At 50.8% G+C, this 24,483-nt stretch carries 26 protein-coding genes, 2 tRNA genes and 1 other RNA gene; 6 read left to right on the top strand and 23 right to left on the bottom strand.

Translation table 11 applies throughout. From position 1 onward, the window contains the following. The first annotated feature begins 369 nt into the window (after positions 1 to 369). Positions 370 to 678: a cupin domain-containing protein gene (locus MRJ96_02300; protein ID MDR4500275.1), complete on the top strand. Its 309-nt coding sequence runs from the start codon at positions 370 to 372 to the stop codon at positions 676 to 678. Between the two features lie 21 nt (positions 679 to 699). Here MRJ96_02300 and MRJ96_02305 read toward each other — a convergent pair whose 3' ends face one another. From MRJ96_02305 to rho, 20 genes are all read right to left on the bottom strand, one after another. Next, entirely contained in the window at positions 700 to 1,596 is an 897-nt protein-coding gene (locus tag MRJ96_02305) for a formylglycine-generating enzyme family protein (GenBank protein MDR4500276.1), read from the bottom strand. 178 nt (positions 1,597 to 1,774) lie between these two features. Continuing rightward, a tRNA-Glu gene (locus tag MRJ96_02310) sits at positions 1,775 to 1,852 on the bottom strand. Positions 1,853 to 2,084: 232 nt separating this feature from the next. Next, an RNA gene (rnpB, locus tag MRJ96_02315) (RNase P RNA component class A) lies at positions 2,085 to 2,527 on the bottom strand. Positions 2,528 to 2,683: 156 nt separating this feature from the next. Further along, positions 2,684 to 3,436, bottom strand: a complete 753-nt coding sequence (locus MRJ96_02320; protein ID MDR4500277.1) for a C4-type zinc ribbon domain-containing protein — start codon at positions 3,434 to 3,436, stop codon at positions 2,684 to 2,686. A 104-nt stretch (positions 3,437 to 3,540) separates the two neighbouring features. Continuing rightward, positions 3,541 to 3,617, bottom strand: a tRNA-Ile gene (locus MRJ96_02325). 165 nt (positions 3,618 to 3,782) lie between these two features. Then, positions 3,783 to 5,624, bottom strand: coding sequence for a DNA primase (gene dnaG / locus MRJ96_02330; protein ID MDR4500278.1), 1,842 nt, complete (start codon positions 5,622 to 5,624; stop codon positions 3,783 to 3,785). A 114-nt stretch (positions 5,625 to 5,738) separates the two neighbouring features. Continuing rightward, on the bottom strand, positions 5,739 to 6,083 hold the full coding sequence (locus tag MRJ96_02335) for a histidine triad nucleotide-binding protein (protein ID MDR4500279.1): 345 nt from the start codon (positions 6,081 to 6,083) through the stop codon (positions 5,739 to 5,741). Further along, a complete protein-coding gene (gene hisIE / locus MRJ96_02340) occupies positions 6,080 to 6,769 on the bottom strand; it encodes a bifunctional phosphoribosyl-AMP cyclohydrolase/phosphoribosyl-ATP diphosphatase HisIE (protein ID MDR4500280.1) in 690 nt (229 codons plus the stop codon). The genes MRJ96_02335 and hisIE overlap by 4 nt, the downstream gene beginning before the upstream one ends. Further along, positions 6,766 to 7,572, bottom strand: a complete 807-nt coding sequence (gene hisF, locus MRJ96_02345) for an imidazole glycerol phosphate synthase subunit HisF (GenBank protein MDR4500281.1) — start codon at positions 7,570 to 7,572, stop codon at positions 6,766 to 6,768. Before hisF ends, hisIE begins: the two co-directional genes overlap by 4 nt. After that, complete coding sequence (gene hisA, locus MRJ96_02350) at positions 7,566 to 8,312, bottom strand: 1-(5-phosphoribosyl)-5-[(5-phosphoribosylamino)methylideneamino]imidazole-4-carboxamide isomerase (protein MDR4500282.1); 747 nt, start codon at positions 8,310 to 8,312, stop codon at positions 7,566 to 7,568. Before hisA ends, hisF begins: the two co-directional genes overlap by 7 nt. Before the next feature lie 25 nt (positions 8,313 to 8,337). Beyond that, positions 8,338 to 9,123, bottom strand: a complete 786-nt coding sequence (locus MRJ96_02355) for a hypothetical protein (GenBank protein ID MDR4500283.1) — start codon at positions 9,121 to 9,123, stop codon at positions 8,338 to 8,340. Next, complete coding sequence (gene hisH, locus MRJ96_02360; GenBank protein ID MDR4500284.1) at positions 9,123 to 9,734, bottom strand: imidazole glycerol phosphate synthase subunit HisH; 612 nt, start codon at positions 9,732 to 9,734, stop codon at positions 9,123 to 9,125. The genes MRJ96_02355 and hisH overlap by 1 nt, the downstream gene beginning before the upstream one ends. 60 nt (positions 9,735 to 9,794) lie before the next feature. Next, complete coding sequence (gene hisB, locus MRJ96_02365) at positions 9,795 to 10,397, bottom strand: imidazoleglycerol-phosphate dehydratase HisB (GenBank protein MDR4500285.1); 603 nt, start codon at positions 10,395 to 10,397, stop codon at positions 9,795 to 9,797. Continuing rightward, entirely contained in the window at positions 10,397 to 11,677 is a 1,281-nt protein-coding gene (hisD, locus tag MRJ96_02370; GenBank protein MDR4500286.1) for a histidinol dehydrogenase, read from the bottom strand. The genes hisB and hisD overlap by 1 nt, the downstream gene beginning before the upstream one ends. A 52-nt stretch (positions 11,678 to 11,729) precedes the next feature. Continuing rightward, complete coding sequence (gene hisG / locus MRJ96_02375) at positions 11,730 to 12,443, bottom strand: ATP phosphoribosyltransferase (GenBank protein MDR4500287.1); 714 nt, start codon at positions 12,441 to 12,443, stop codon at positions 11,730 to 11,732. Further along, complete coding sequence (gene murA, locus MRJ96_02380) at positions 12,440 to 13,699, bottom strand: UDP-N-acetylglucosamine 1-carboxyvinyltransferase (protein ID MDR4500288.1); 1,260 nt, start codon at positions 13,697 to 13,699, stop codon at positions 12,440 to 12,442. Before murA ends, hisG begins: the two co-directional genes overlap by 4 nt. A 5-nt stretch (positions 13,700 to 13,704) precedes the next feature. Next, positions 13,705 to 14,595, bottom strand: a complete 891-nt coding sequence (gene prmC / locus MRJ96_02385; GenBank protein ID MDR4500289.1) for a peptide chain release factor N(5)-glutamine methyltransferase — start codon at positions 14,593 to 14,595, stop codon at positions 13,705 to 13,707. A gap of 66 nt (positions 14,596 to 14,661) precedes the next feature. Continuing rightward, complete coding sequence (gene prfA / locus MRJ96_02390; protein MDR4500290.1) at positions 14,662 to 15,741, bottom strand: peptide chain release factor 1; 1,080 nt, start codon at positions 15,739 to 15,741, stop codon at positions 14,662 to 14,664. 70 nt (positions 15,742 to 15,811) lie between these two features. Beyond that, positions 15,812 to 16,039 (bottom strand): 50S ribosomal protein L31, encoded by a 228-nt coding sequence (gene rpmE, locus MRJ96_02395; protein ID MDR4500291.1) that lies wholly within the window; start codon positions 16,037 to 16,039, stop codon positions 15,812 to 15,814. A gap of 276 nt (positions 16,040 to 16,315) precedes the next feature. Next, complete coding sequence (gene rho / locus MRJ96_02400; GenBank protein ID MDR4500292.1) at positions 16,316 to 17,566, bottom strand: transcription termination factor Rho; 1,251 nt, start codon at positions 17,564 to 17,566, stop codon at positions 16,316 to 16,318. Between the two features lie 583 nt (positions 17,567 to 18,149). Between rho and MRJ96_02405 the strand changes: the two genes are divergently transcribed. Both MRJ96_02405 and MRJ96_02410 read left to right on the top strand, forming a co-directional pair. Continuing rightward, positions 18,150 to 18,569 (top strand): DUF2203 domain-containing protein, encoded by a 420-nt coding sequence (locus MRJ96_02405; GenBank protein MDR4500293.1) that lies wholly within the window; start codon positions 18,150 to 18,152, stop codon positions 18,567 to 18,569. A gap of 102 nt (positions 18,570 to 18,671) precedes the next feature. Continuing rightward, on the top strand, positions 18,672 to 18,959 hold the full coding sequence (locus tag MRJ96_02410; protein ID MDR4500294.1) for a YciI family protein: 288 nt from the start codon (positions 18,672 to 18,674) through the stop codon (positions 18,957 to 18,959). A 57-nt stretch (positions 18,960 to 19,016) separates the two neighbouring features. On the opposite strand, the gene MRJ96_02415 is transcribed toward MRJ96_02410, so the two are convergent. Continuing rightward, on the bottom strand, positions 19,017 to 19,484 hold the full coding sequence (locus tag MRJ96_02415; GenBank protein ID MDR4500295.1) for an EVE domain-containing protein: 468 nt from the start codon (positions 19,482 to 19,484) through the stop codon (positions 19,017 to 19,019). A 141-nt stretch (positions 19,485 to 19,625) separates the two neighbouring features. Here MRJ96_02415 and MRJ96_02420 point away from each other — a divergent pair, with 141 nt between their 5' ends. From MRJ96_02420 to MRJ96_02430, 3 genes are all read left to right on the top strand, one after another. Next, positions 19,626 to 20,051: a hypothetical protein gene (locus tag MRJ96_02420; GenBank protein ID MDR4500296.1), complete on the top strand. Its 426-nt coding sequence runs from the start codon at positions 19,626 to 19,628 to the stop codon at positions 20,049 to 20,051. 85 nt (positions 20,052 to 20,136) lie between these two features. Continuing rightward, on the top strand, positions 20,137 to 22,086 hold the full coding sequence (locus MRJ96_02425) for a carbon starvation protein A (protein ID MDR4500297.1): 1,950 nt from the start codon (positions 20,137 to 20,139) through the stop codon (positions 22,084 to 22,086). Between the two features lie 169 nt (positions 22,087 to 22,255). Beyond that, positions 22,256 to 22,753: a YajQ family cyclic di-GMP-binding protein gene (locus MRJ96_02430; protein MDR4500298.1), complete on the top strand. Its 498-nt coding sequence runs from the start codon at positions 22,256 to 22,258 to the stop codon at positions 22,751 to 22,753. Between the two features lie 222 nt (positions 22,754 to 22,975). Here MRJ96_02430 and MRJ96_02435 read toward each other — a convergent pair whose 3' ends face one another. After that, positions 22,976 to 23,605 carry a hypothetical protein gene (locus MRJ96_02435; GenBank protein MDR4500299.1) on the bottom strand — a complete coding sequence of 210 codons (630 nt, stop codon included), beginning with the start codon at positions 23,603 to 23,605 and terminating at the stop codon, positions 22,976 to 22,978. A gap of 68 nt (positions 23,606 to 23,673) precedes the next feature. Further along, on the bottom strand, positions 23,674 to 24,438 hold the full coding sequence (locus MRJ96_02440) for a hypothetical protein (GenBank protein MDR4500300.1): 765 nt from the start codon (positions 24,436 to 24,438) through the stop codon (positions 23,674 to 23,676). Between the last annotated feature and the right edge of the window lie 45 nt (positions 24,439 to 24,483).

Here is a 24,483-nt window from a genome sequence, read left to right on the forward strand (position 1 = left end):
AGGTAAAAACAACCACAAACTGCATCCAAAGATCGTTCTCCTCAAAAAAATATTTTTCCCTATCCCCAGCCGTTTTCGTCAAAAACTCCAACAAACAAACGGCCGTCTCATGCTCACCCCCATAGTTGTCCCCTTTATTTCACATGTTTTCCACAAATTGATGGCATTGACATGTCTTGAACAACCCAATATAAGTAGTTCTTTCTTCAAATCCTTACTGGCGACGGAGTAAGTCTTCATGTTCGAACTCAATGATCCGAGAAACAATGAAGCGTCTTTCTTGTCTCACCGTACGTTATCAAAGCCACACCATAAAGACCCCCTGTCGGTGAACTCGCCCTTCATCATCACACCGCAGTGGTGCGACCCGTGAAAGCCACTCGCGTTATTGAACGTTCAGAAGTCGCGAAAGATTGGCACGCTCGAGGATATTCGTGCGGCCTGTGGATCGATCATGCGGGTCGCACATGGAAAGGGACCACGCATGACACTGAAGAGTTATTCATGATGCTTTCCGGACGGCTCGAATTCGAGATGCAAGGAAGTCGTTTTGAGCCGGAAGTCGGTCAGGAAGTGTTGATTCCTGCCGGTGTGCAACACACCATTCGGAACATCGGAGGAAAAACGGCTCGCTGGTTTTATGGGCAGAAACTCCACAATCAACTACCCAAGCACTAGGCAACCTTTCTAGGGAATTCTTCACTTTTCAGGCTTCGACTCTGTACCTTTCGCATCTTTGGCGCATCGAAATCCAATCGTCAGATCACTAAACGTTGGTTCAGCCTTCGCACGGGTAGTCACACGAATCTGTCGTGGCTCATCTTCCCATGAACCTCCACGTAAGACCTTTCGATCTCCAGTTTCTGGTCCTTTGGGATTTTTCTCAGGGCTATCCTCATAGTAATACCGGTCATACCAGTCTGCGACCCATTCAGCCGCATTTCCAGACATATGGTACAAGCCATAAGGGCTCTTTCCTCCGGTCTTCAGCCCATGCCGAATACTCATTCCGACGACGCCGCTTGTGACGGGAGCCAGCGTGATCGGATAGCTCACCCACCCCGTAATACCATGATTGTATCGAGCGATATCAACAAACGGCTGCATATGTCCCCAGGGATATCGCCGGCCATCCGTCCCACGCGCGGCTTTCTCCCACTCAGCTTCCGTCGGCAATCGTTTGTCCACCCATTGACAATACAGATTCGCAGACTCCCATGTGACACCGACGGCAGGACGATCCGCCGCCTCACCAAACGCCATGCCATCATCCCAAAGAGGCGGAGGCTCAATCTTAAGATTCTCGTCCAAAAACTTTTGAAACTCCGACATTGTCACTTCATAGCGATCGATATAATAGGCATCCAGAAACACCTCATGCTCCGGTCGTTCATTCCGTTGACCGTCGTGATCTCCCATGAGAAATTTGCCTTCTGGAATCAGGATCATTGAACCGATGGGCGGAGAACCTTCTGATTGACCGCCTTTGTCACCCACATCCCAAACGTCATCACTCATGGCAGGGCCAATCAACGGATAGCCAAAACTTACGAGTCCCACGACACAATAGATTGTGAAACGACAAACTGGATTCATAAGACTTCCTCTATAAGATGATGAATATGATAGGGGTTTGAATCATGAAGATTATCGCATCGTTTTTCCACACATGAGAACTCTATAGCCGCTTCAAATCATTTCCGCTTTTCAAGAAACCTTCTTAACTTCAGGATAACACAAAGCCGCTGAAGCAGACCTTCAGCGGCTTGGATCTTGGCGTCCCCAACGGGATTTGAACCCGTGTTACCAGCGTGAAAGGCTGGTGTCCTAGGCCAGGCTAGACGATGGGGACTTGGAAAATTGATATTGAGAATGTTGAGTTCTTTACGGTAACGGCAAAACTGTTTCGGCCTCTACGAAAAGTCCCCCGTGTTCTACCAGAAAATCCTGGCTATTTTTCGTCAGAAAGTTTTTTGTCTTTTATAAAAGTGACACAATTTCATATTGTAACAATGAGGGAAATACTGGTCAAATCGTGATGGTCCATCTCGTATTTTCTTGAATCAAAAACCAAACATTAATGGCATGAGAGTGGGCCTGTAAGCCGGATTCTGTTCCGATCGACGCATAGCCAATCGGTGGTGATCATTTCTCTAGGACTTAGATTACTCTAAGCCTCTAGCAACCTACCCGGGAACAAAGATCGGGCCAATCTTTCTCAATCCTTCATCTTCGAAATCCTAATCCAGGTCCGAGAATGAAAGATGGAATCGTTCCCCTATTTGGTCTTGCTCCAAGTGACGCTTGCCTTGCCACCTATGTCACCATAGGCGCGGTAGGCTCTTACCCTGCCATTTCACCCTTACCTGTCATAAGGTCATGAAAGTCACGACCTTATCCATCGGCGGTTTGTTTTCTGTGGCGCCGGTGTCGGATCACTCCGCCTGGGTATTACCCAGCACCTTGCCCTCTGGAGTCCGGACTTTCCTCTGACTCGCATGCGGTCAGCGATCACCCGTCCCACTCTCTCAGCCACGCTTATCATAGGTGCCGGATAGCACGAATGCAAGAAATGTATATCCAATACGTATCGTTGATAAAATCAGAAGAGCACAGGCAATTGAAGAACGAATCTGTCAGGATCGTTCAGCTGGGCAGGCTTTCTCAATCGTAATGTGCCAATTTACACGCTCGGCGCAACAGGCGGTTGCGTTTCGACTGTCGCGTCGGCCGAGGGCTCCCAATACAAAATGCGATGGCAATATGAACAGTTCAAGAGTTCATCTGCTCGTTTCACTTCAGCGACTAACTGAGGAGGCAACTGTAATCGACAGCCGGAACAGGTTCCATCTTTCACTTTGGCGATCGCAAATCCCTTGCGAAGAGTCTTCAACTTCATGTATCGCGACAAAAGACCTCGGTCCACCTGCTCAGTCAATGACTTGTGCTCGCGCTCCAGCGTTGACAATTCTTGATCTAACGAAGTCAGTGTCGAGTCTAGCGTTTGTTTGGCCTGCCCGAATGCTTGCTCAACTTCTCTGGCCTGTGTTTCTACTTCTTTTTGTTCATTATCATTCTGCTCAGCTTGCTCAAGTACTCCAAGCAGAATCTCTTCAAGGGAATCTTTTTTCTTTCTCGCTAATTCAATTTCGAATAAATGAGCCTGATATTCTTTGTTGGTCTTGAGGTCATTAAGGCGTCCACGAAGCTTTTGAAGATGTTCTTCTTGTAGGGATAATTCATGCTCGCCATCCCGGCGTTGCTTGCTTAACACTTCACCAGTCTCTTTAAGGCTTTTGAGCCGTTGATGGACTTCGAGTAAGGGACGTTCAGCGGCCTTAATGCGATCGGGATGTTTCTTCTTTTGGTCAAGGATTTCAAAAATTCGTAAATCGTATTGTTGAAGTTCGATAAGAAATTGTAGCTGAGAATTCAAGGGGACCTCTACCTCTATCTAATAGATAAAACTGTCAATAAACATGGGCGTGGGTGTGTATTCACAATATCCCTGAAAGTCTTTGTTTCCCTAAAATTATAACATGGTGGGCCCACTAGGACTTGAACCTAGGACCAACTGATTATGAGTCAGCCGCTCTAACCACCTGAGCTATGGGCCCTGTAGGGAAAATTGTTAGCCCTTCACTTTAAACGACAGACATGGACCTCAGCAACTTTTTTCTTATTTTCAGACTTTCATGTAAGCAAATATCTGTAATTTCAAAACCTGAGTACTTGCGAGCAAATTCCTTTTTCTGTTTGGCGATCACGTTGATCGCAACCCGCTAGCGGGTAGCGATCAACGTGGCTTTCTGGCCACGCAGTTCATTGATTTCAATGACCAACCGTTGAATATCTTCTGATTTTTGTTCTTGCTCCGCAATCCGCAATTCCGCGATGCGTTCATTCAAGGCATGCTGAATATATTTCCGTTCTAATGTCACGACGCACTCTTGGAAGTACACAGTCGGATCGTCAAAATGCATATCAGCTAACATTAGATGTGTGATGATGGATCCACATTCGGAATCTTGCAGCGCTTCTGCCTGCAAGGACTCGACGTCGAGATGACCATCGGCATCAACGTGAGCCAACACGCATTGCACGATGCGTCTATATTGAGGAACGGTAAACATCTCTGCTTTGACTTGCTTGAGCTGTTCCGTATTCAGGCTGTCCTGCAGAGCTAGGATGAGAACATCGCGTTCTTCAGGACTCCCTTTTGGCAAGAGAAGCTGACTCGAAGACCTTACATCGCGTTGAGGCTGTCGTTCGGAGGAGCGATTCGGCTTGGACTGCAACATGGGATACCGCGCGAGCAATGTCTCCTCACGTATACCCAGACGTTCGGAAACCAGTTGAATGCGCTCTTCTCGCTCGATCGGATTGTTCGTTTTCTGTAAGAGTCGAAGGATGTCATCGACACATTGCACACGCTCCTCGATCGACGCGGACTCCTGCCCTTTCAGAGAATGATGAATGGCAAAATCGAGCAACGAACAGGCATGTGTTTCAAGGTCTTGAAACGCCTCAACCCCCTGAGTCCGGATATACGTATCCGGATCATCTCCCTGAGGCAGGACGATCACCTTCACAGTCAGCCCCGTGTTCATGAATAGGTCTAGCGTTCGAAGCGCCGCTCGAATACCGGCTGCATCGCCGTCGAAAAATAAGAGCACGCTTTTGACTAGACGCCGTATGGCCTGAATATGATCCGAGGTGACGGCTGTCCCTAGCGGAGCGGCCACATGCTGGATCCCCGCTTGGTAGAGCGCCAAGACATCAAAATACCCCTCGACCAATATAAGACGGCCTATCCGACTTGCCGCTTCGCGAGTTTTGTCAAATCCAAACAACGTTCGACTTTTTGAAAACCAGGGAGTCTCGGGCGAATTGAGATATTTTGGCATCTGCTCATCGTTGACAGTCCGTCCGCCAAAGGCGATCACGTGCCCCCGCGTGTCAGTGATGGGAAACATGATACGGTCCCGAAATCGATCGTACCCTTGAGGACGGGCTGTAGTCGGTCGAGATCCCTGATCTTTTTTGATAATGAGACCTGACTGAAACAACTCCTCATGCTTGATACCCGCTTTCTCGAGGTGAAACAAAAGTCCATTCCAGGATGACGGCGCGTAACCGACCCCGAACTTCTCGATGATCTCATGAGACATGCCTCGGCTTTCGAGGTACTGTCGGGCATGCTGTCCAACCTCAACATTCCTCAAGTTCTGTTGAAACCATTCCGCGGCAATGGCATGGATGTGATGGTAACGTTCCCTCCCTGAACTGGCCTTGTCGACGCTTCGGTCCCTTGCATGAGATTCCAGACGCACTCCGGCCAGCTTGGCCATTTCCTCAACGGATTCGGTAAATCCCAACCCTTCACGCTTCATCAAAAACGTGAAGACATCTCCGCCAACGCCGCACCCAAAGCAGTGGAACATCTGACGACCGGGGCTCACGGAAAACGATGGGCTTTTTTCAGAATGGAATGGGCATAAGCCCTTGAAGTTTTGACCTGTTTTGGTCAGGGTGACGTAGCGGGAGATCACATCGACGATATCAGCGTGATCACGGATTTGCTGGAGCGTTTCTGGAGGAATGCCCTTCCTTGAACCTGACAAGTCGTTCCTCTCAGTTTCAGGAAAATCCTCTTAGCCAACGAAAAGCTTGAACGTCAACTTGCACACTCTCATGTTGACAACGACGCACAGTAAGCTGGATATGGACAAAGCTGTTTAACCTGGAGGCCACTGAAACCTTCGTCCCCCCAAGACATGAACGTGAAGATGAAAGACCGTCTGCCCGGCTTCTCGCCCGATATTGGTCACGACTCGGTATCCGTTCGTCTCCAGTCCCTTGTCCTTGGCGACACGTACACATGCCAACATTAACTTCCCCAGCAGGGCTTGATCCGTTTCTTCCGCGTCTGACAATGCCACCAGATGCTTCTTGGGAATCACAAGCGCATGAACCGGAGCTTGGGGGTTGAGATCCTCAAACGCGAGACAATCATCGTCTTCGTACAACTTGGCCGATGAGATACTTCCGTCGACGATCTTACAGAAAATACAGTCGTTCATGATGAATTTCCCCGTTCAGTCCGCAACCCTGATTTGCCAAACCGTTTCCCCAGTTCTTGAAAAACATCGCCCGGCGGTACGTCAACATGCCCCAACGCCACGATGGTATGAAACCAGAGGTCAGCGACTTCGTATATGATTTCCGAGCGGTCTTGATTCTTGACTGCCAACGCAACCTCACCGGACTCCTCAATCACTTTCTTAAGAATCCGGTCTGTGCCTCCTTGCAACAACCTAGATACATAGGAACCCTCTTGAGGGTTTAGCTTGCGTTCGGCGACCATCTGATAGAGCCGTTCCAGTATTCCTCCCCACGCCTGGTTGACCGGTTCGTGTATGGCCTCATCCTGCTCGTCAAGACTGACCTCTGCGAAAAAACAGGTCCGGTTTCCCGTATGACACGTCGGACCAATGGGCTCGGCTACCACAAGCACCGTATCACGATCACAATCGATAAAGAGATTTTTGACGAGTAGTTCATGCCCTGAAGTCTCGCCTTTTTTCCAAAGCGTTTGACGGGATCGGCTCCAAAAATGCACTCGCTTGGTTTCCCGGGTCGCCTGCAAGGCTTCCTGGTTCATAAACCCAACCATCAAGACTGTCCCGTCAAGCCAATCCTGGACAACAACCGGCAACAAGCCATTCTCAGAAAACCGTACATGCTGAACCAACGAGGTATGATTCATCGCCAAACTGTGGAATTCTCCTCTACCATTCGTACTGACACGCCCTGTTGGAGCAAATAGGTTTTAGCTTGAGCGATCGAATACGTCTTATAGTGAAAAATTGAAGCGGCCAGTACCGCATCGGCATGTCCAACCGCCAATGCCTCGTACAGATGGTGAAGCGACCCTGCACCTCCTGACGCAATAACCGGCACCGACACCGCCTGAGAGACGGCCGCCGTAAGCGGTAGGTCATAGCCGTCTTTCTGCCCATCTTGGTCCATGCTCGTGAGGAGAATTTCTCCGGCTCCGAATTCCGTCATCTGTTTGGCCCAAGACACCACGTCAAGACCGGTAGGACGACGGCCTCCATGCGTAAAGACTTCCCAACCTGCCCCATTCGAGGACGGGTCATTTCCCGTTTTCTGTTTGGCGTCAATAGCCACGACGATACATTGTGAACCAAAACGTTTGGCGCCCGCTTTGACAAAGTCCGGATCCTTGACCGCGGCCGTATTGATGCTCACTTTGTCCGCTCCCGATTCCAGGAGACGACGAATATCCTCAAGAGTCCGTATGCCTCCGCCAACGGTGAGAGGCATAAACACATGATCAGCCGTGCGGGCGACTACATCCAGTATCGTATCCCGTTGTTCATGAGAAGCCGTGATATCTAAAAAGCAGAGTTCATCAGCACCTGCTTTATCGTACTCTTTTGCCACCTCAACCGGATCTCCGGCATCACGAAGATCGACGAACGACACGCCTTTCACTACTCGCCCATCCTTCACGTCTAGACAGGGAATAATCCGTTTGGCTAGCACGAGGCCTCTTGACTGCTTGGTCCAGAGGCGGCTGAAAGAGCTGAGGCGAACTGAATCGCCCCTTCATAGAGAGCCTTGCCAATAATTACGCCGGAAACTTCTGGGTAAATGTTTCGAATCGCGGCGATATCGGAAATTTTCGTGACTCCGCCTGACGCAATGAGGGGCAGTTTCGTGAGCGTTGTCATGTGTTTGAGTGCCGGAATATTCGGGCCATCCAACATGCCATCGCGGGAAATATCCGTGAACACGATTCCCGCGAGTGGGTAGTCTGAAAATATTGGGAGAATATCTTCTGGTGTTTTTCCCGACTCGTTCATCCATCCATGTGAAGCAATTTCCCCGTTCTTCACATCGATGCCGACCACGATTTTATGGGGAAACTCCTCGCAACTGTCAGCAACCAATTGCGGCTGCTCCAAAGCGACCGTGCCGAGCACGACCCGCGCCACCCCCATCGACATGTATTCCCGTATCGTCTCAATCGAACGAATCCCGCCTCCCACTTGGACCGGAATCGAGAGATTCTTCACGATAGACGCCACATGTTCGAAGTTCTGAGGCCGTCCTTGGACGGCACCATCTAAATCAACGACATGCAGCCATTCAGCGCCAAGAGACTGCCAATGCTTTGCCATCGCAGGAGGATCATCGGAATACCGGGTTTCTTTTCCCATATCCCCCTGTCGTAACCGGACGCATCGTCCTTGCTTGAGATCAATCGCAGGATAAATCGTCATGGGATTGCTATTCGCCTCACTACCATTACCTCTCGTTTGACGACCCGTCACCGCCCACAGGAAATTGTTTCATCATTTTCTGTATGCCATACTTCGCCAGTTCTTTCGCCGTGACAAATGCCCCTCCCCGCTCGACAAAACCCATAAAATCTTCATTCATCGGTCGTTGTTCCTCGTAGTACTCTCCGGTCCAATAAATCCTCTTTGCCGCCACATCAACCAAGTGAACCTCTATGCCCACGGCGGCTGGCGTTGCTCCAAGTTTGCTCCCCACACGTTCTCGATACGTCCGAATCAGACCGATGAGGACTGCGTCGACGTCAAGCTGTATGCCAACGCGGCCAACCCGTTCGTTCCAAGATAAGGCTTCCTCGACTGCAGTCAGTATGATGAACGCGTTTTCGACTTCCTGCGCCGAAACGAGTTGAAGGCCTGGACGATGCTCCAGAGCTTCATACACCATCCTGGTAACCTGCTGTGCGGCGATCGCCGGGATCTTCATCCGTTCGCCATAAGCCAGACGGCCCCCCTCTGATTGAGAGGTGGGAAGTTGAAACTGGGAACGAATCTCCGGGGAGACGATATTTTGTTGAGAGAAGGCCGGGACACGTTGTTGCGGCGTAGACAGGATTTGAAACGGGAGAATGGCAATTCGGTGAATCGTGCTTGGTTGAAATTCCGGAGAAGACACCACCGTTACCTTTGGGGGCACACAGGCCGCGAGCATCATGAGAAAACTCACGGACACGACGGCGCGTCCTAGATCGAAGCGTCCCCGTGCACGAGCCACATATGACCGATGGATTGGCATCAATTCCAATTTCCAAAGTTTTGAAACAGTTGTAACCCGACTTTTTGACTTTTTTCCGGATGAAACTGTGACGCAAACACATTGTCCCTCCACACGCTCGATACGAATGGCACCCCATACGTGGTCGTCGTGCAAATCATCGACTCATCTTCAGGCACGACAAAATACGAATGGACAAAATAGACATAACTATCGAACGAAATATCGTGCAAAAGCGGCGATGCTTGCTGAACAGTCACGGTGTTCCAACCCATATGAGGAATTTTCAAGCCCTTTTCAAAGTCAGGAAATCGTTTGACGGTTCCTGGGAAAATCCCTAGCCCTACATGCTTCCCAAACTCCTCACTTTCCGTAAACAGTAACTGTAACCCCAGACAAATTCCCAAAAACGGCTTCCCGCTAGCGATCGATCGACGAATTGGCTCGATCAGCTCGTACCGCCGGAGGTTCTCCATACAATCTCCGAATGCTCCGACTCCGGGTAGGACCACATGACTGGCATCAGCTATCTTCGAGACGTCTCGTGTCACGCAAGCCTGATGTCCTACAGTTTCAAAGGCTTTGGCGACACTGCGAAGATTTCCCATCCCATAGTCGACAATCGCGATCATACGGAATCATCCTCCAACAGATCTTTCGACATGTAAAACGTATCTCCTCGTTATGTGAGACTACAGAGAACCTTTCGTCGACAAGACCCCGATCACTCGTTCATCGCGACTGACCGCCTGCGCCAACGCCTTCGCCAAGGCTTTAAAAATCGCCTCCATTTTGTGATGCGGGTTTCTCCCGTACATGAGATTGATATGAAGATTGAGCCCCCCCTGACTCACGAACGCTTGAAAAAAATCTTCAAACAACCCCAAATCGAGGCTTTTGACCATATGCGACGGAAGATCCACGTTGTACACCAAATATGGCCGCCCGCTTAGGTCAACCGTCACCTGAGCCAGCGTCTCGTCCAGCGGGACACTCGCCCACCCAAATCGCACGATCCCGGCTTTGTCCCCGAGCGCTTGGCGCAATAAACCTCCCAACACGATTCCGATGTCTTCAATCGTATGGTGATCATCAATATCCGTATCACCTTTTGCCTCCACGGTGAGGTCAAAAAAGCCATGCTTCGCTAAGAGCGTGAGCATATGATCTAAAAAGGGAATCGTGGTGTGAACCTCACTCCGGCCCGTTCCATCCAACGTCCATGACGCCTTGATGGACGTTTCGGAAGTCGTTCGCTCATCTGATGCTCTCCTCGGTTCATGGGACTTTTTCATCACAAGCGACTCTCCATGGATTGACCATGTGCATCAAGCCCTTCCATCGTGGCCAGACACACGACCTGCTTGCTGACGGCAGCAAGCTCTTCTTGCGAATACTGAATCAGGTTGCTTTTTTTCACGTAATCATCGAGCGACAAACTCGAAAAAAACCGGGCGCTCCCGCCTGTCGGTAACACATGATTGGGCCCCGCCACGTAGTCCGCGACGGCCGGTGGCGTATACCGTCCGAGAAAAACCGCGCCGGCATGTCGAATGGACTGGAGATAGTCCCCCGCGCGATTCAGGTTCACGGATAAATGCTCCGGAGCGATTTGATTCGAGAGCTCAAACGCTTTCTTTAAACTGGGAACCACGAATGCCATCGCATAATTTCCGATAGATTTCTTGACGATATCCTGACGAGACAATGTTTTCAATCGTCGCGCCACCTTCTCAACGACTTTTTTCGCCAAAGCCTTCGATGTCGTGACCAGATAGACCCGAGCCTCCTCATCGTGCTCCGCTTCACACAAGAGATCGGCGGCCACATGGTCAGGATTGCTCGCGCTATCGGCGATCACCAACAATTCACTCGGACCCGCGACCATATCAATATCCACTTGACCATAGACAAGTCGCTTTGCTGTGGCGACATAGAGATTACCCGGTCCGACGATTTTATCCACCGGCCGAATCGTCTTCGTACCAAACGCCATGGCGCCGATCGCTTGTACGCCACCCACCCGGTAGATCTCATTCACTCCAGAAATATCCGCGGCCACGAGCAAGTAGGGATGAATCTCACCGGTTCCCGTGGGCGTGCACATCACGATACGCGGCACCCCAGCCACATGAGCGGGGATCGCATTCATCATGACCGAGGAGGGATAGAGAGCCTTTCCACCAGGAACATAGAGGCCTACGGCGTCGAGAGGGGCGATCAACTGTCCCAGCTGGACGCCTCCATGACTATAGGTCCACGAGGATTGCTGTTGCCTCTTATGAAACCGGCGGATTCTTTCCGCCGCAAACTGCAGAGACTCTTTTTCCGGCTTTCCGATCTGTGAATAGGCCGCTTGGATTTCTTGGTCGGTCACCCTGAATTGCTTGGGGTGAAGCCTGAGCCGATCAAACCGGCTCACGTAACGGACCACTGCCGCATCACCGCTTCGTTTCACGGCTTGCAGGATGCTATGCACCGATTTCTCGACCTGTCGATTCTGTTGATCCGACCGGTTGATCACGGACTGAACCATCCGCGAAAAATGTCGATCTTGCTGTGAATAGATCTTCATGTCTAGGGTGCCTAGCCTGAGAGGCTTTGCTAAGACGTTTGTCCTCAAAATTTTATGAACGTTTCACGTACCGCCCTGAAGCATTCGCCCGCGTCTGTTCGCTGCCGCATGCCGCTTCGGCTCGCGAATCGTCACGGACGGCTTTCTTCAGACGTTCTATCAGATCTGTAATGATCGCATGTTTTATCTTCAAACTGGCGCGATTCACGATCACACGGGCCGAGGACCAGGCAATCACTTCCCTTTCGACCAGGTTATGGGCTTTGAGCGTTCGCCCCGTCGAGACCAGATCGACGATTCGTTCAGTAAGACCAACCAACGGCGCCAGTTCTATGGAGCCGTAGAGTTTGATGATTTCGACGGGAATGCCAAGCTGATTGAAATGCTTTTCCGTGATGTTCGGGTATTTCGTCGCCACTCGTAACTTTGCGGATAACCGATTTGATGACATTTTGCCCTTTGGTTCGGCCACCACAAGTTTACACGTCCCCATCTGAAGATCCAATGGTTCGTAGACATCTGGCTTTTGTTCAAGTAAGACGTCTTTTCCGACGATGCCAACATCCGCGGCGCCGTATTCCACGTACGTCGGCACATCTGTCGGACGCACGATCAATAACGTGTGGCCATCTTCCGGACAGTCCCAGACTAATCGACGATCATCAATGCGACGATCATGTCCTTTATACCCGGCGCGACGAAACACGTCTAACGTCGGAGTCAGCAACGTACCCTTGGAAAGCGCAATGGTAATGGACTCACTCATAAGGCACCAGGAACACGCTGAATCTCCGCCCCAATCCCTTGAAGTTTTTCTTCCAATCGTTCATATCCCCGATCCAAATGATACACACGCGAGACATTGGTGTTCCCTTCAGCCGCCAAACCTGCCAGAATTAACCCTGCACTGGCTCGAAGGTCCGAGGCCATGACCGGCGCCCCGGTCAATGAGGCACTTCCTTGTATTACGGCATGATGCCCATCCACTTCTATCTTGGCCCCCATTCTATGCAATTCCGGCACGTGAAGAAACCGTCCTTCAAACACGGTTTCCGACACGACGCTCGTCCCATCCGCCAAACACATCAAGGCCATCACTTGAGCCTGCAAATCGGTAGGAAAGCCAGGATAGACTAAGGTTTTAATCTCCAAAGGACTTAACCGTCTAGGCGCTTTCAGCCAGACTCCATACTTTTCTTCACGAATTTCGCAACCGGCTTCTTGGAGCTTGCTCAACACCGCACTAAGATGCCCAGGAAAGCATTGGTCGACGTATACCTCGCCTTGGGTCACCGCCCCGGCCATTAAATAGGTTCCTGCCTCGACTCGATCGGGAACGACGGTATATTCAGCACCATGAATGCTTGTGACTCCCTCCACCGTAATGGTGTCTGTACCAGCTCCAAATATTTTGGCCCCGCGTTTGACCAGAAATTCAGCTAAATCTACGATCTCTGGCTCTTTGGCGGCATTATGAATAACGGTCGTTCCAGTCGCGAGACAGGCGGCCATAAGAAGGTTTTCGGTCCCCGTGACCGTCGGAAAATCTAGTTCAATCCTGCCTCCCTTAAGCTTTGACGCCTTGGCGCGGATATAGCCATGCTCGACATGAACCTCAGCCCCTAACGTGATCAATCCCTTAAGATGAAGATTGACAGGCCGTGTGCCAATCGCACAACCGCCTGGGAGCGACACGGTCGCTTCGCCGAACCTGGCCAGCAAAGGCCCCAAGACCAGCACAGAAGCCCGCATGGTCTTGACCAGATCATAAGGGGCTTCAGTGGCGTGAATTGACTTGGCGTCGAGTGTCGCGCAGGCCCCCTCGGATTTCCCGGTAACCCCGAGAAGAGAAAGCAGTTTGACCATCGTCGCCACATCTCTGACCTGGGGCAGATTCGCGACGACGCATTCCCCACTTCCTAAGATCGTCGATGCAAGAATCGGGAGGGCGGCATTCTTGGCGCCACCGATCGTGACTCGTCCCTTTAAACTCCGCTTTCCTGAGATAACGACTTGATCCAAAGATGTTACGACAGAGTCGTTCCTGTTCGCTCCAGACAGACAACACGTTGAATGTCGAGTGAATCATGTAGCACGTGATGAATGCGGTACCCGCACAGCACTGCCTCTTCGCATAGCCGCGATGCCTGTCCCTGCCCCACTTCAACCATCACATATCCGGAAGGCGAAACGATGTGGTGAGCCTCTCGAAGCAGACGACGGTACAAAGTCAGTCCGTCTGCCCCGCCATCTAAGGCCAGTTTGGGCTCAAAATCTCGAACTTCAGGGGCAAGCGTGAAAAATTCAGCTTCCCCGATGTAGGGAAGGTTGGCCACAACCGCCGTCACTTTACCTGCTAAACGAGGTGATAACAAGGGGGCCAAAAGATCACCGACGCAGAAGGCTATTCGATGGTGCACGTCATGGCGCCTGGCATTTCTGACGGCGAGACGAATAGCCTTTGGACAACGATCGAGCGCCACGATCCTGGCCTGAGGAAGCTCCACTCCCATCGCCACAGCCAGACAGCCAGACCCCGTCCCCACATCCACAAGCAACGGACTCACATGCTCCTGCATTCGAGAGACAACCGACTGCACGAGCAGCTCCGTATCATAGCGAGGAATGAGCACATCGTGGGTCACGAAAAAATCAAGCCCCCAAAACTCTTGGCTACCCAACACATATTGGAGAGGCTCCCCCAATGCCCGCCGCTCGACAGACTCCCAGGCACACCGCCACGCCTCAGGGCTGACCTCCTGTTCAGGGGCCGTTTGAATCATTAAGCGGGTCAGGCCAATGGTTTCTTCAAGAATCCAGGCCGTCTCATGACGGGCATTGGTGATGGCACTCGCTTCAAGTTTGGCTACGGCTTGTTGGTACAACTGGGAACGGGACAGCATGACTACCCTTTCCATCACGAGCACGTCGTAATTCGAGAGAAGACCGAATGATTCCGGGGAAAAAGCGTTTAGAATTCTGAGCTATTGAATGCTTAAGGCTTCAATGAGTTCATCAAGCTCGCCTTCGAGCACTCGCTCAAGTTTGTGGAGAGAGAGTCCAATCCGATGATCAGTCACTCGATTTTGAGGAAAGTTGTAAGTCCGTATTTTTTCACTTCGATCGCCAGTTCCCACTTGGGAACGCCGATGTTCCGCGATGGACATTTCTTGTTTCTCTCGTTCCGCCTCGACAATTCTCGTGCGTAACGTCCGCATGGCCTTATTGCGATTCTTAAGTTGTGAACGTTCATCCTGACATGTCACCACCACACCCGTCGGCAGATGGGTGATACGAATCGCCGAGTAGGTCGTATTGACACTTTGTCCACCAGCGCCAGATGAGCAGTACGTATCGATGCGAAGATCTTTGGGATCGATATGGACATCGACCTCTTCAACTTCCGGCATGACCGCAACCGTCGCCGTCGAGGTATGGATGCGGCCGCTGGCTTCCGTTTCAGGAACTCGTTGCACACGATGCACCCCACTTTCGTGCTTAAAAAACCCATAAGCACCTTTGCCTTCGATGAGGAGCGAGGCATCTTTATACCCACCGATGCCGGTCTCGTGGGCTTCGACTAACTCTGCATGCAATCCTTTTTCTTCAGCGAACCGTGTGTACATTCGAAGAAGTTCCCCTGCCCATAATGCCGCTTCGCTTCCTCCGGCTCCCGCTCGAATTTCGATGAACGTGTTACGATCGGCTCCGGCATCTCGGGGGCGCAATAACTCTTGCGCTTGCATCTCGAGCTCATCACGGCGGCGGTGAAGCATCTGCAGTTCCTCTTGAGCGAGCTCTCGCAGTTCACGATCGAGGCTCGTCTCTTCGAGCATATGCTGCGTATTCGTGATTTCGTCGAGAAGGACTTGATAGGCTTGATAGAGACGGGCGGGCTCTTCGATTTCAGCCCGTTCTTTATTGAGTGAGACAAGGAGTGGCGGTTGAGCGAGAATGGACGGGTCGGCAAATTGATGATTTAAAGTGTCATATCGATTGGCAACAGCCTCCCATTTGGTCAAGAAAGCCCGATCAGCGTTGTCGACTTTTTCTTGTTCTGCCATTGCAGGGTAACGTCATACACTCCGAACTACTCAGGGCTCTAACCGAGTCTTCACATGGCATTCCGACCAGTCACGCCTTTTTAGCTTTAGTGACCTTGGGAGTTTTCGCATACTTTTTCTTAAAGCGCTCCACACGACCCTCCGCATCAACAATTTTCTGGGTCCCCGTGAAGAAAGGATGACAGCTTGAGCAAATATCGACTTTTAAATCTCCGACAGTTGTCCTGGTCTCAAACTTCATACCGCAAGCGCAACTGACCGTAGCCATTTCATACGTGGGATGAATATTTTTTTTCATGGGATCCTCCGCTTCGTTTTGGGGTACGGCTATTTCCGTCTTTTTATCCAGCTTCAATCAATGAGCATTAGTCTAATAAATTATCATGGATCAGTGACAATTGGCGAGACCACGACACGAGAATTTCCAGTCCTGCATGACTCTTCTCGCCCTCGCCAACCGTGGGGATCTACTCCTACATATCAATGTGAGTCAAAGTATTCTAGTACGCAAGAAACGTGGCTTTGATCCAATCTTGAAGGAAAACCAGAGGGTGCAGGATCCCCAGTCGCTGTCTCATCGATTCATCGACTGCAGAAACTCTTGATTATTCTTCGTTCCACCAATCTTGTCCATGAGAAATTCCATGGCCTCCATAGTTCCAAGAGGACTAAGCACTTTCCGCAGAATCCACATTTTATTGAGGCGATCTCGGTCAACCAGCAACTCTTCTTTTCGAGTCCCCGATTGATTAATGTCGATAGCTGGGAACAACCGTTTATCTGCCAGGCGACGGTCGAGATGGACTTCCATGTTGCCCGTCCCCTTGAATTCTTCAAAAATGACGTCATCCATCCGGCTACCTGTATCCACCAACGATGTAGCTAAAATCGTCAAACTCCCGCCATGTTCGATATTTCGCGCAGCGCCAAAAAACCGTTTAGGTCTTTGGAGGGCATTGGAATCCAGACCACCGGATAAGACCTTGCCGCTTGGTGGCGCGATCGTGTTGTAGGCCCGTGCGAGGCGTGTGATACTATCCAGCAGAATCACCACATCCCGTTTATGTTCGACGAGTCGTTTGGCTTTTTCCATGACAATCTCGGCAACTTGGGCATGACGCTGTGCCGGCTCATCAAACGTCGAACTGATCACTTCCGCAGACTTGACTTGTCGCTGCCAATCCGTCACTTCTTCGGGACGTTCATCTATCAACAACACAATTAACGTAATCTCGGAATGGTTACTGAGAATTGCCCTGGCCATGGCTTGCAAGAGCATCGTCTTTCCGGTCCTCGGAGCGGCCACGATGAGACCGCGCTGTCCTTTGCCGATTGGAGTCGTGAGCTCCATGACTCGTGTGCAATATTCTTCCGGATCAAATTCCAGGTTAATACGTTCCTCCGGGTAGAGCGGGGTTAAATTATCAAAGAGAATTTTATCCCGTTGCACCTCAGGGTCGTCGTAGTTGATCTTTTCGACCTTCAGCAGCGCAAAATACCGTTCGCCTTCTTTGGGGGGCCGGATTTGCCCCGAGACAATATCCCCGGTACGGAGATTAAAACGTCGGATTTGTGAGGGCGAGATGTAGATATCGTCGGGACCTGGTAAATAGTTTGAATCCGGAGCCCTGAGAAAACCAAAACCATCCGATAACGTTTCAAGCACACCTTCGCCAAAAATCACCCCATTTTTCTCTGTCTGCCCTTGAAGAATGGAGAAGATGAGCTCTTGCTTGCGAAGATTAGGAGCCCCATCAATTTTGAGTTCTCGGGCGAGCTCATTGAGTTCACCGATCGTTTTCTGCTTGAGTTCAGCAAGATGCATAATATTCTCCATTCATGCCTAATCTAACCTTTCGAAAATTTCCCTAGAGTCTAAAACTCGCCACCCGACACCTGACCTCCGTGAAAAGTTTGAAAACCTTGTGGCGGCAACACAACGGACGGCAAGCAAATCACGGATATCGATGATTCTTGTTGTTCAGCCTAGGTCGTGTGGAAAACACTCAGAGAAAGTGAGAGGCCACAAATTGAATTCTGACAACGCGCCGGCTTTTTAATCTAAGATAATAAGATAAACGTTGGTAGATCTGGGAGCCACGCAGGCAGAATTGATTTTTAATGACTTGGGAAGGTCTGTATATTTTTTTGTATCTTACAGATGCTTGCAATGTCAATAGGCTTTTTCGGCAAATTCCGACGTGAACTTAAGCGAAATTCATACGCCGGATAAAAACATCACAGTTACAACCAGTTACAAATTGAATTTTTACGGTGTGCCATTGTCGTCTGACGATTTTTCCAAAAAAACATCTTACCCATGATTGCGCCGTCGAATGCGTTATGATAAATCATGAACACACATTCTTTCTTTGCTCATGCCAAAACTTCCCGCGTCGTGACTACGCATGCATAACCCAGAAGACCCTCAGGAAAACGAAAGAATATTTACTCTCGAAGAAGCCAATAGCCTCATCCCCCAACTTGAACAATTATGGGGCCGCATAAAAGAAGGCAAAATCATTCTCGTCGAGACCCGTGAGGAAATTCAAAAGGCTAGTGCCCACGCTCACTTAGGTGGCGGAAGTCTTGTCGGTCCCCAGTACATTCAGGCACTCAAGGACATCAATGAAAGCCTGCACACCATTCACGAATTGGGTGTGATCGTGAAAGATGTCGATATTGGACTTTGTGATTTTCCCTATTTGCTCGACGGAAAAATCGTGTACCTCTGCTGGAAAATCGGCGAAGAGAAAATTTCCTGGTGGCATGAAACGACGAGCGGCTATGCCGGTCGACAGGTTTTACCTGAAAACAGTAGCTCCTAAGAAGATCTTAGCACTGCTTACGGATAATTCAATACCCAGCCATCCACCGATATTCGTTTGAGGCTCCTCTTCATCAACTAGCTGACGACCACCACCGCACTCATGAAATTTGCGATAATCGGGTACGACGGCCCTGATGGGTCGACAAAAAGACCAGAACACCGGCCTGCCCACCTTGAGAGACTTGAGGCATTGGCCAAACAGGGACGCCTTGTGCTTGCGGGACCTTTTTCGGATGCCACGGGGAGCCTTGTCGTAATCGAAGCCGATTCGCTAGAAGAGGCCGAAGCTTTCGCCCAGGAAGATCCCTACACGATCCACGGAATTTTCCACCAGGTTGAAGTGCATCCGTTCAAACAAGTCCTTCCCGAAGAACCAACCGGTCGATAGCATGTGCGGAATACCCATTCCTTAATGCATAACCATGCCGTCATCATCTTCTTGTCGTCACGAATGCTGGGCAAGTTGAAGGATACACTTCCACTCCTGGGGACGCACTGGCTGGACGGACAGCCGGGAGCCTTTTCGAAGGAGTTCCATGTTTCGTAACCCTGGTACCGTTCGAAGTCGAGAGAGCGACAGGTCAACCGTGAATTTCTTGACGAACTTCACATCTACCATGAACCATCGGGGCGATTCCTGAGTGCTCTTTGAGTCATAGTACTGATTCGTCGCGTCAAAGGCATGGTAATCTGGGTAGGCTTCATTGACAATCTTTACGGTACCAACAATGCCCGGAGGTTCGGCATTACTGTGGTAGAAGAAGGCTTGATCTCCTTGCTTCATCGCATGTAAAAAATTTCTGGCCTGGTAATTTCTTACACCTTCCCAGCAGGTTGTTTGATCAGGAGAAGCTGCCAGATCGTCGATGGAAAATGTCTTGGGTTCTGATTTCAACAACCAGTACTGAGGCATAGCATATACTCATTTCTCGAGGTTTCTCTGCCGAGAAGAACACGGAGACGATTATAAAATGCTCGCAAGACCGAAGACAATCTCCTGCATGTATCAAGAGACAGCCAACGAATTTGTCATCTCTCTATCTCGATAAAATCCATGATCGACCAATTTATCCAATTCATCGAATCATGGGTTTCTTCTGAAGTCTGGATCGGACTCATCGTATTTTCCGTCGTAGCCTTTGTCGGAACCCTACTGGCCATCCCGGCCATTCTCGTCCGCCTGCCTCCTGATTATTTTCAGAACCACCACCACAAACCTTGGTTTCCCAACCAGCCTCCCGCCGTGCGCCTGTTGGGACTGACGTTAAAAAACATCGTGGGGATTATTTTTCTTCTCGCTGGAATCGCCATGTTGGTCTTACCTGGTCAAGGGCTCTTGACGATGCTGCTGGGCATTCTGTTTCTTGACTTTCCCGGAAAGCAACGTTTGGAAAAGAAGTTGATTCAACACCCGAAGATTTTTCAGGCCATCAATGCCCTCAGAGGGAAGGCCGGCAAACCACCCTTTACCTTCGACTAAAAGAAAACCCCTTTCCCTTTCGTCGCCCATCCACGGGGCATAACAGGATTTACTCCACGGAAATCCATTGATAGGATACCTTCCGATGACACCCCTGCAGACCGTAGGATGGATTGGACTCGCGATACTCTGTGCTGTGGCTTTCGGACACGTGGTCGGAATCATCAATCCAACGGAAAAAGTCAATGGACTCTGGCTAATCGTCGCGGCTTCCTGCTTCTACGTCTTGGCTTACCGTTTTTACGGCAGATTCCTGGCCAGGAAAGTGATGAATCTTGACGATCGAAGACGAACGCCTGCCCACCGTTTGGAAGATGGAACGAACTTTTATCCCGCGAATAAATACATTCTCTTCGGACACCATTTTGCGGCGATCGCCGGCGCTGGTCCGCTGCTGGGCCCCATCTTGGCGGCGCAATTTGGCTATGTGCCTGGCTTTCTTTGGATTGTGATCGGTGCGGTCCTGGCTGGCGCGGTTCAAGACTTCGTCATCCTCGTCGCATCCATGCGACGGAATGGCCGGTCACTGCCCGAGATTGCCCATGCCGAGATCGGCCCTGTGACCGGATTGGCCACAGCTATTGCCGTCTTGTTCATCGTCATCGTGGCCCTGGCAGGCTTGGGACTTGCCGTGGTGAATGCCCTTCATCAAAACGCATGGGGAGTCTTTACGATCGCCATGACCATTCCCATCGCCTTTCTGATGGGAATTTATCTCCAGAAACTTCGCCCTGGCCGAATCGGCGAGATGTCCCTGCTCGGAGTCTCGCTTCTGACTATCGCCATTATTGCGGGAAGAACCGTGGCGCAATCGGAGTGGGCGGAATGGTTTCTGCTTGACCGGAGAACCCTGGTCTGGGGATTGGCGATCTATGGTTTTTTCGCGTCCGTGCTTCCCGTCTGGATGCTGCTCGTGCCCAGGGACTATCTTTCCACGTTTATGAAACTCGGAGTCGTGCTGTTACTGGGCATTGGCGTCATCGTATTAGCCCCGGTGATCGAAATGCCGCGCACCACTGAATTTATCCATGGCCAAGGCCCAATTATCCCCGGCGCCTTATTCCCGTTTCTATTCATCACGATCGCCTGCGGCGCTATTTCAGGGTTTCACTCTCTGGTTTCATCAGGTACCACACCCAAACTCATCGGACAAGAATCACAAGCGATGGTCGGCTATGGCGCCATGCTGCTAGAAAGTTTTGTTGGCGTGATCGCACTGGTAGCGGCCTGTCTACTCGTTCCTGGAGACTACTTTGCCATTAATACAAGGCTCCCGTTCGATGTGCTGTCCTCCATGGGATTCCCGGTATCGCAGATACATGAACTGTCTCACATGGTCGAGGTTGATGTATCGGGAAGGCCGGGCGGAGCGGTTTCCCTCGCCGTGGGGATGGCGTCCATATTCTCGGCGCTCCCGGGGATGTCTGGGCTCATGGCCTATTGGTATCAGTTTGCGCTTTTATTCGAAGCGCTGTTTATCCTGACGACGATCGATGCGGGCACCCGGGTGGCCAGGTATCTCGTCCAGGAACTCGGAAGCCACGCCTACGAACCGCTCAAACACATCAATTGGTGGCCGGGAGTCATCGGATGTAGTGCGTTGGTCGTGAGTGCATGGGGATACCTCATTGGAACAGGATCAATCGCTACAATCTGGCCCATGTTTGGCGCGGCGAATCAGTTGCTGGGCATGCTGGCCTTATGTATCGCCACGACGATTTTGATCAAGATGAACAAAGCGCAATACCTTTGGGTGACCTTCGTCCCGATGATGGTTGTTGGCATGATTACGCTGGCCGGTTGTTACGAATTGTTTCACCTTTTCTTACATCGAGCCTTAACCGGGGGAAGCGAACAGGCCCTGACGATGTGGATCAATACGGTCTTGGTCGGAGTTGTGGCGATTTTAGCCGTGGTCGTGCTCATTGACAGCTTCATGAAATGGTATGGGTATCTCATCATGAAACGGCCGTACACCAGTAGCGAAGTGATTGAAGGAGAAGGTATTCAACTGCCCGCAGGCCCCTGCTGTTGAACCATTCAGGACACGGCCTCATCAGTCTGATTCACCGCTCGCGGAATCCTGAGAGTCTGCAGCTACAAACTTGTCCTACATCAGGAGTCCAAAGCTCACACGACATTTCAAGGAAACGATCCGAATCACTTTTTGCCATCATCCCATCATCCAACGAGAAAGGAGCTCTATGGCTAGTCAATATTCGTTCGATGTCGTCTCAAAAATCGACATGCAAGAAATGAAGAATGCGGTCGACCAAACAACCAAAGAAATCAGTCAGCGATTTGATTTTAAGGGGTCGAAAACTGAGCTCACGCTGAAGGAAAAGGAACGAGAGCTTGAGATTGTGTCAGACGACGAGTACAAGCTCAACGCGGTGGTGGACATCCTGAAAGGCAAATGTATCAAACGTCACATTTCCTTAAAAGGGCTGAATTTTGGGAAAGTGGAAGACGCCCTGGGCAGCACGGTCCGTCAAAAAATCGGAATTCAAAGCGGCATACCGGACGATAAGGCGAAAGCCATCACCAAAGCGATCAAGGAAAAAAAGATCAAGGCTCAGGCGCAAATTCAAGGAGACCAGATACGCGTACAGAGTAAAAGTAAGGATGATCTCCAGACGGTCATCACCTTTTTAAAACAAGAAGACTTTGGTATTGACCTCACGTTCGAAAATTACCGGTAGGGGCTGTTGAAAAAATCCGCCAGCAGCGTTCTCGGCATTTTGCCGTGCTCACGTAATGCCAGTACGCTCCGCGCGTCAAAATGCCTGTGGCCTTGCTGAACAGACTTTTTTGAACCGCCCTGAAGCGGCTGAGGTGCAACATCATTTCTGGCAGAATATGGGCCTTGCTAACCTCATCATTCAACACTCCCAGGTAACGTCCCTGGATATCGCCAAATGCCCTCATGCGGATCGACAACCGTCGGTCAGTGTGGACAAGGCTTTATCAAGAGCCTGCTGCCCGGCATTCGCTCGAAGAATATCCAAGGCCTCATCAAGCGTGGGCTGCTTCTCGCCAAGAGGAACCTGTAAGCGATCCATGCTTTCCCTCGCCACCGCAGAGGCCTCTTGTACGATCATGCCTTGCGCCACATCAACTAACGCAAGCTCTACCAATGCATGATTGTCAGTCGTCGTCCCAGGCATTTGAGTCATCATACGGGATTCACCAAACGTCGCAGAGCGGTTCACTTCCGTGCTGGAGAACAGGACAAGGAGGAAGAACTCAAGTCCGGAATGTTTGGCTTGCTGAATAAGCGTTGACCCGGTGTGAGGTTCCGTTCCCGAGACAGACATGATCCGCACATTCGGCACAGAACACTGCTCTTCGAGATTGACTTTGGCCCGTTGGGTGAGACGCGACAGAAATGCGGGGGAAATGACAGGAGCCGCATGAGGTCCTGTCGCGTCGGACAATGTCGCCACCCCTAGAGTCTGAATCTTTGCCCAGTGATCAGGCTGCCGGGAAGCATTTGTAGGCACTGCGGCTGGCAGTTCGAGTACAGCCGACAGACGCGGGACTGGACTTGTCACACATCCGCTCAACCCCAGAACAAACAGGAAAACGCCAGCACTTACCCTTGGTAGTCTGCATTGAAGATTCATGATGAAGATGGTTGCCTCCAAGCTTTTCGTAGATGCATCAACGCCTGTTTCATGGCATCATCAGCGGAAACCACACGAAGCGTTTCATAAGCTGTCTCATCAGAAGGATAAATCGGAGGCTGGGTAAGGTCACGACGTACGACCGGGTAAACGTTCGATTCGATGGGCACGTTCAGACGTTCCAGCACAGACCAAGCCGATCCATTGGCATGAACGACCGGATTCCCGGTTTTACCATTTATTAAAGCTAATTCAACGAGTGCATAGTTTTCGACACGAAATCCAAGGAGTCTGCCCAGTCCTCCACCGAGCCCGGCCTGCCCCCCTTGGAAAGACAATTGAGTCGGCACTTCGTTTTCGACGCTCGACACGAGGCCGAGCAAGAAAAAATCCACGTTTTCAGCCTCGGCCAGCTGCACAAACTGGCGGGAAGACTGCCCAGGGCGTAACTCGGACGAGCGTATGACCTTCTCGATCGTAATAGGCAACTGTTCGTTCAGCTCTGCCCGTAAACGGTGCGTCAATCTTTCCAGGCTCTCCGGCGTGAAAGCCGGAGCGGCTGACGGAGCGGTCGTATCGTTAATCACCACCAGACCGATCTTCTCTTGCCCGGAGATCCCTTCTTCTGGTATCGAATTGATAAGAGCTTTGTTTTCCGCCCCAACATACAGCGGAAGCCGTTCGGGAACAGTTTGCAGCGAACACCCGCTGAGAGCCAGAAGCACGACGCCAAGAGTCAGAAACCGTAGTATGCCTTGCATCGTTCACCTCCTTACGCATCAGTAGATTGAAAAATGCCGAGGAAC

The organism is Nitrospirales bacterium (assembly GCA_031315865.1).
Classification (GTDB): domain Bacteria; phylum Nitrospirota; class Nitrospiria; order Nitrospirales; family UBA8639; genus JAGQKC01.

Bases quoted from the DNA above. Each gene is read 5' to 3' on its own strand.
- MRJ96_02305 (MDR4500276.1), bottom strand. From the start codon at position 1,596: ATGAATCCAGTTTGTCGTTTCACAATCTATTGTGTCGTGGGACTCGTA.
- MRJ96_02335 (MDR4500279.1), bottom strand. From the start codon at position 6,083: ATGAACGACTGTATTTTCTGTAAGATCGTCGACGGAAGTATCTCATCG.
- hisIE (MDR4500280.1), bottom strand. From the start codon at position 6,769: ATGAATCATACCTCGTTGGTTCAGCATGTACGGTTTTCTGAGAATGGC.
- hisA (MDR4500282.1), bottom strand. From the start codon at position 8,312: ATGACGATTTATCCTGCGATTGATCTCAAGCAAGGACGATGCGTCCGG.
- MRJ96_02355 (MDR4500283.1), bottom strand. From the start codon at position 9,123: ATGCCAATCCATCGGTCATATGTGGCTCGTGCACGGGGACGCTTCGAT.
- hisH (MDR4500284.1), bottom strand. From the start codon at position 9,734: ATGATCGCGATTGTCGACTATGGGATGGGAAATCTTCGCAGTGTCGCC.
- hisB (MDR4500285.1), bottom strand. From the start codon at position 10,397: ATGAAAAAGTCCCATGAACCGAGGAGAGCATCAGATGAGCGAACGACT.
- hisD (MDR4500286.1), bottom strand. From the start codon at position 11,677: ATGAAGATCTATTCACAGCAAGATCGACATTTTTCGCGGATGGTTCAG.
- hisG (MDR4500287.1), bottom strand. From the start codon at position 12,443: ATGAGTGAGTCCATTACCATTGCGCTTTCCAAGGGTACGTTGCTGACT.
- prmC (MDR4500289.1), bottom strand. From the start codon at position 14,595: ATGGAAAGGGTAGTCATGCTGTCCCGTTCCCAGTTGTACCAACAAGCC.
- prfA (MDR4500290.1), bottom strand. From the start codon at position 15,741: ATGGCAGAACAAGAAAAAGTCGACAACGCTGATCGGGCTTTCTTGACC.
- rpmE (MDR4500291.1), bottom strand. From the start codon at position 16,039: ATGAAAAAAAATATTCATCCCACGTATGAAATGGCTACGGTCAGTTGC.
- rho (MDR4500292.1), bottom strand. From the start codon at position 17,566: ATGCATCTTGCTGAACTCAAGCAGAAAACGATCGGTGAACTCAATGAG.
- MRJ96_02405 (MDR4500293.1), top strand. From the start codon at position 18,150: ATGCATAACCCAGAAGACCCTCAGGAAAACGAAAGAATATTTACTCTC.
- MRJ96_02410 (MDR4500294.1), top strand. From the start codon at position 18,672: ATGAAATTTGCGATAATCGGGTACGACGGCCCTGATGGGTCGACAAAA.
- MRJ96_02415 (MDR4500295.1), bottom strand. From the start codon at position 19,484: ATGCCTCAGTACTGGTTGTTGAAATCAGAACCCAAGACATTTTCCATC.
- MRJ96_02420 (MDR4500296.1), top strand. From the start codon at position 19,626: ATGATCGACCAATTTATCCAATTCATCGAATCATGGGTTTCTTCTGAA.
- MRJ96_02425 (MDR4500297.1), top strand. From the start codon at position 20,137: ATGACACCCCTGCAGACCGTAGGATGGATTGGACTCGCGATACTCTGT.
- MRJ96_02430 (MDR4500298.1), top strand. From the start codon at position 22,256: ATGGCTAGTCAATATTCGTTCGATGTCGTCTCAAAAATCGACATGCAA.
- MRJ96_02440 (MDR4500300.1), bottom strand. From the start codon at position 24,438: ATGCAAGGCATACTACGGTTTCTGACTCTTGGCGTCGTGCTTCTGGCT.